The sequence below is a fragment of the Dietzia sp. DQ11-44 genome, from assembly GCF_014145205.1.
Classification (GTDB): Bacteria; Actinomycetota; Actinomycetes; order Mycobacteriales; family Mycobacteriaceae; genus Dietzia; species Dietzia natronolimnaea.
On sequence record NZ_JAALEC010000670.1, the window covers coordinates 1 to 4,824 of the forward strand.

The following is a 4,824-nucleotide window of genomic DNA, read 5'->3' on the forward strand; positions in this document are numbered from 1 at the left end:
GCCCCAAGCTCGACAAGGGCCGGACCAAGTGGGCCAACGCGGCCCGTGCCGCCGCCAAGCAGTCCCGGCGCGAGTGGGAACCGGAGATCGGCGACCCGCTCGACTCCACCGGTCTCGTGGCATTCGTGGCCGAGGAGGTCCGAGCGGGTGCGACCGCGCTGGTGTTGCACGAGGACGGTGCCGCCGGTTTCGCGGACGCCGTGACCGCGGCGGGTCCCGTGGAACGCATCCTCCTCGTCGTCGGGCCCGAGGGCGGCGTCTCCGACGCCGAGATCGACTCACTCACCCACGTCGGGGCCCGCGCCGTCGTCCTGGGTCCCGAGGTGCTGCGCACCTCCAGCGCCGCCGCGGTGGCGCTCGGCGCCCTCGGAGTTCTCACGCGGAGATGGGCCCGCACTGGTACTACACTCGACCCGACCGCACCACCACCCAGGAAGTGATCCACGTAGGTACCCCAGAGAACGACGCAGTGAGTGACACGGTCGCCCGGACGCGGGGCGACGACCGCCGGGACCCCGGCGGCCCGCCCTCCCGCACGGCGGTCCAGCTCGACCCGGACCTGGCCATGGCGGTGCTCGGCGCCGCGGACGCCAACCTCCGGGCGCTCGAGGAGCTGCTCGACGCCGACCTGCACGTGCGGGGCGGCACCATGACCATCTCCGGCGACCCCGGCGCCGTCGACCAGGCCTCACGAGTGGTCTCGGACCTGCTCCGGCAGGCCGGACGTGGGGTGGAGATCACCCCGGCGTCGGTGCGACGCTCGGTCGAGATCCTCGCCGACTCCGGGCCGTTGACCCCCGAGGAGGTGCTGGGCACGGACGTGCTGTCCCGGCGCGGCGGGATGATCCGGCCCAAGACGGTGGGGCAGAAGAAGTACGTCGACGCGATCGACGACCACACGGTGGTCTTCGGACTAGGCCCCGCCGGGACGGGCAAGACCTACCTCGCGATGGCCAAGGCGGTCGCCGCGCTCCGGGCCAAGGACGTCAGCCGCATCATCCTCACCCGCCCGGCGGTCGAGGCAGGGGAGCGACTCGGCTACCTGCCCGGCACGCTGCACGAGAAGATCGACCCGTACCTGCGACCGCTGTACGACTCGCTGCACGACATGATGGACCCGGAGGCCATCCCCAAGCTCATGGCGGCCGGGGTGATCGAGGTGGCACCGCTGGCCTACATGCGCGGGCGCACTCTCAACGACGCGTTCATCATCCTCGACGAGGCGCAGAACACCACGCCCGAGCAGATGAAGATGTTCCTGACCCGCCTCGGCTTCGGGTCGAAGATCGTGGTGACCGGGGACATCACCCAGATCGACCTCCCGGGTGGGCAGCGTTCCGGTCTCAAGGTGGTGCGCGACATCCTCAAGGGGGTCCCCGACATCCACTTCTCGGAGCTCACGTCCGCGGACGTCGTGCGGCACGCGCTGGTGGCCCGGATCGTCGACGCCTACGCGAAGCACGAGGAGCGCCTCGAGCGGGGCGAGGAACCCACCGCCGTACACAGGAACAGGGAGCACCGCCGCCGATGAGCATCGAGGTCGCCAACGAGTCGGGCGTGGAGGTCGACGAGGCCGAACTCATCGACGTGGCCGCGTTCGTGATCGCCCGGATGGACGTCCACCCCGCCGCGGAACTGTCGATCACCCTAGTGGACAAGGACACCATGGCGGATCTCCACGTGACGTGGATGAACCTGCCGGGCCCCACGGACGTCATGAGCTTCCCCATGGACGAGCTCTCCCCGGGGGGTCGCCCCGACCTGCCCGATCCCGGGCCGGCGATGCTCGGCGACATCGTGCTGTGCCCGGCGTTCGCCGCCGACCAGGCCGCCAGCTCCGGTCATCCGCTCGCGCACGAGCTCGCGCTGCTGACCGTGCACGGGTGCCTGCACCTGCTCGGGTACGACCATGCCGAGCCGGCCGAGGAGCGCGAGATGTTCGGCCTGCAGAACGAGCTGCTGGGCGAGTGGTACGACCACCGGGACGCCCCGCAGGACGACGCCCCGCGCGCGGACGTCTGACCCGTGGACCAGACCATTCTCACCACCGGCGCCGCCGTTCTGCTCATCCTGGTCGCCGGCGTATTCGCCGCCCTCGACGCCGCGCTGAGCACGGTCTCGGTGGCCCGGGTCGAGGAGATGGCCAAGGAGCCCCGCTACGGGGCGGCGAGGCTGTCGTTGATGCTGCTCAACCGTCCGCGCTACATCAACGTCACGGTGCTACTGCACCTGTTGAGCCTGATCGCGGGGGTCGTCCTCCTGACCGTGGTGTTCGCCGAGGTCATCGAGTCCACGGTCTGGGCGCTGGTCGGGGTGATCGCGGTGACGACGATCGCGGCGTACGTGGTGGCCGGCGTGGGTCCCCGCACGCTGGGGCGCCAGCACGCCTACTCACTGGCGCTGGGCGCCTCGACCCCGATGCGGGTGCTCGGGATGGTCCTGGGTCCCGTCGCCAGCCTCCTGGTGGGTGTCGGCAACGCCGTCACCCCGGGCCGGGGCTTCCGCAACGGCCCGTTCGCCTCGGAGATCGAGCTGCTCGAGATCGTGGACATGGCCCGCGAGCGCGGGGTCGTGGCCGACGACGAGTCGCGCATGATCCAGTCGGTGTTCGAGCTCGGGGACACCACCGCCCGCGAGGTCATGACCCCGCGGACCGAGATGGTGTGGATCGAATCGGACAAGACCGTCGGCCAGGCGGCCCGGTTGACCGTCAAGTCCGGGTACTCCCGGATCCCCGTGGTGGACGGTGACAACTCCGACGACGTGGTGGGGGTGATCTACCTCCGCGACATCGTGGCCCGTCTCGACGACCCCGACGGCCGCGCGGCCCCGGTCGCCGACGTGATGCGACCCGCGGTGTTCGTGCCGGACGCCAAGCGGATCGACGACCTGCTGTCGGAGATGCAGAGGGACCACAACCATCTGGCGATCCTGGTCGACGAGTACGGCGGAACCGCCGGGCTGCTGTCCATCGAGGACATCCTCGAGGAGATCGTCGGCGAGATCGTCGACGAGTACGACACCACCGAGGTGCCCCCCGTCGAGGAGCTGGAGGACGGGAGGTACCGGCTGTCGTCCAGGCTCGGTCTGGACGAGGTCGCAGAGTTGTTCGACGTGGAGTTCCCGGACGAGGTGACCGAGGAGGTCGAGACCATCGGGGGACTGATGGCGCTCGAACTCGGTCGCGTCCCGCTGCCCGGGGCGCACGTGGTCACCGAGGGGCTCGACCTGCGCGCCGAGGGCGGGCACGACCGTCGCGGACGGGTCAGGGTGGTCACCGTGGTGGCCGAACGGATCGACCTTGCCGCCGACGGCACACACGAGAACGACGACGAGGAGAACCGATGACCACGCCCGAGGGCTTCCGGAGCGGGTTCGTCAGCTTCGTGGGCCGGCCGAACACCGGCAAATCCACCCTCACCAACGCGCTGGTGGGCGAGAAGATCGCCATCACCTCCTCGCGGCCCCAGACCACACGGCACGCGATCCGCGGGTTGGTCCACCGACCCGACGCCCAGATCATCCTGGTCGACACCCCGGGGTTGCACCGGCCACGCACCCTGCTGGGCGAGCGGTTGAACGCCCTCGTGGAGGACACCTACTCGGACGTCGACCTGATCGGGTTGTGCATCCCTGCGGGGGAGCGGATCGGCCCCGGCGACCGCTGGATCCTCGAGCAGGTGCGCAAACTCTGTCCCACCACCCCGATCCTCGGCCTGGTCACCAAGATCGACACCGTGTCCAAGCAGAAGGTCATGGAGCAGTTGGTCGCGGTCTCCAGGCTCCTCGGGCCGGACTCCGAGGTCGTCCCGGTGTCCGCCGCGTCCGGTGAGCAGGTCGACGTGGTGACGGACGTCATCGCCTCCCTGCTCCCCGAGGGGCCGAGGTTCTACCCCGACGACGTGATCACCGAGGAGTCGGACGAGACCCGGATGTCCGAACTCATCCGCGAGGCCGCCCTCGAGGGCGTGCGGGACGAACTGCCCCACTCGATCGCCGTGTCGATCGAGGAGGTGCTGCCCCACGAGGGGCGTGACGACATGGTGGACGTCCACGCCACCGTCTACGTGGAGCGGCAGAGCCAGAAGGCGATCGTCCTGGGCAAGGGCGGCTCGCGCATGCGCGAGGTGGGCACCCAGGCCCGGGCGGGGATCGAGCAGCTCCTGGGGACCAAGGTCTACCTGGACCTGCACGTCAAGGTGCTCAAGGAGTGGCAGCGCGACCCCAAGATGCTCGGGCGGCTGGGTTTCTAGACCGCGGTCGTGCGAGTCCTTCTAGCGCACGGCCGCACGAACGACCCCCACGATCGTCTCCCGAGCGGCCCGACCCTCTGGGGTGGGCTGCAGCGGGTGCACGTGGAGTAGCCCCTGCTCCTCGATGTACGTGACGTCCACGCCGGCGGCGCGGGCCCGCTCCACCCCGAGTCGCACGTCGGGCAGGACGATGTCGCGGGTGGCGGCGAAGATCGTCAGCGGCCCCAGACCGGTGAAGTCCCCGCACAGCGGGCTCACCCGCGGGTCGTCCACCGGCAGCTCGGCACGCCAGGCGTCGATGAACACCCTCAGGCCTCGTCGGGCGAGCCACGGGTCACTGGGTTGGACCCGGTCGATGTCCGGGTTGTCCATCGCCAGGTCGAGCGCGGGGGAGATCAGGACCGTTGCCGGAAGACGGGACACACCCCGGTCCCTCAACTCCATCGCCGCGGACAGCGCGATCTGGCCCCCGGCGCTGTCACCGGCGAGACACACCGGGCCGTGCTCGGCGACCTCGTCCCGCACCAGGTCGGCCACCCCGGCCACCACGCCCGCCGCCGTGCCGCGGTTC

6 protein-coding genes are annotated in these 4,824 nt (G+C 70.4%); 5 read left to right on the forward strand and 1 reads right to left on the reverse strand.

Annotated features, from left to right (window positions below; all coding sequences use genetic code 11):
- From G6018_RS15335 to era, 5 genes are all read left to right on the forward strand, one after another.
- A partial coding sequence (locus tag G6018_RS15335) for an RsmE family RNA methyltransferase (RefSeq protein WP_182640078.1) occupies positions 1–440 on the forward strand: 440 nt, incomplete at its 5' end.
- A 29-nt stretch (positions 441–469) separates the two neighbouring features.
- The gene (locus G6018_RS15340) at positions 470–1,531 is read left to right on the forward strand and encodes a PhoH family protein (RefSeq protein WP_347237880.1); all 1,062 of its coding nucleotides are present in this window, start codon (positions 470–472) and stop codon (positions 1,529–1,531) included.
- The gene (gene ybeY, locus G6018_RS15345) at positions 1,528–2,022 is read left to right on the forward strand and encodes an rRNA maturation RNase YbeY (protein WP_182609947.1); all 495 of its coding nucleotides are present in this window, start codon (positions 1,528–1,530) and stop codon (positions 2,020–2,022) included. The genes G6018_RS15340 and ybeY overlap by 4 nt, the downstream gene beginning before the upstream one ends.
- A 3-nt stretch (positions 2,023–2,025) precedes the next feature.
- Positions 2,026–3,348: a CNNM domain-containing protein gene (locus G6018_RS15350; protein WP_182640080.1), complete on the forward strand. Its 1,323-nt coding sequence runs from the start codon at positions 2,026–2,028 to the stop codon at positions 3,346–3,348.
- Positions 3,345–4,253, forward strand: coding sequence for a GTPase Era (gene era, locus G6018_RS15355; protein WP_182609948.1), 909 nt, complete (start codon positions 3,345–3,347; stop codon positions 4,251–4,253). The genes G6018_RS15350 and era overlap by 4 nt, the downstream gene beginning before the upstream one ends.
- A gap of 21 nt (positions 4,254–4,274) precedes the next feature.
- Here the strand turns inward: era and G6018_RS15360 are convergent.
- On the reverse strand, positions 4,275–4,824 hold a 550-nt coding region (locus tag G6018_RS15360; protein WP_182640081.1), incomplete at its 5' end, for an alpha/beta hydrolase fold domain-containing protein.

Bases quoted from the DNA above. Each gene is read 5' to 3' on its own strand.
- ybeY (WP_182609947.1), top strand. From the start codon at position 1,528: ATGAGCATCGAGGTCGCCAACGAGTCGGGCGTGGAGGTCGACGAGGCC.
- era (WP_182609948.1), top strand. From the start codon at position 3,345: ATGACCACGCCCGAGGGCTTCCGGAGCGGGTTCGTCAGCTTCGTGGGC.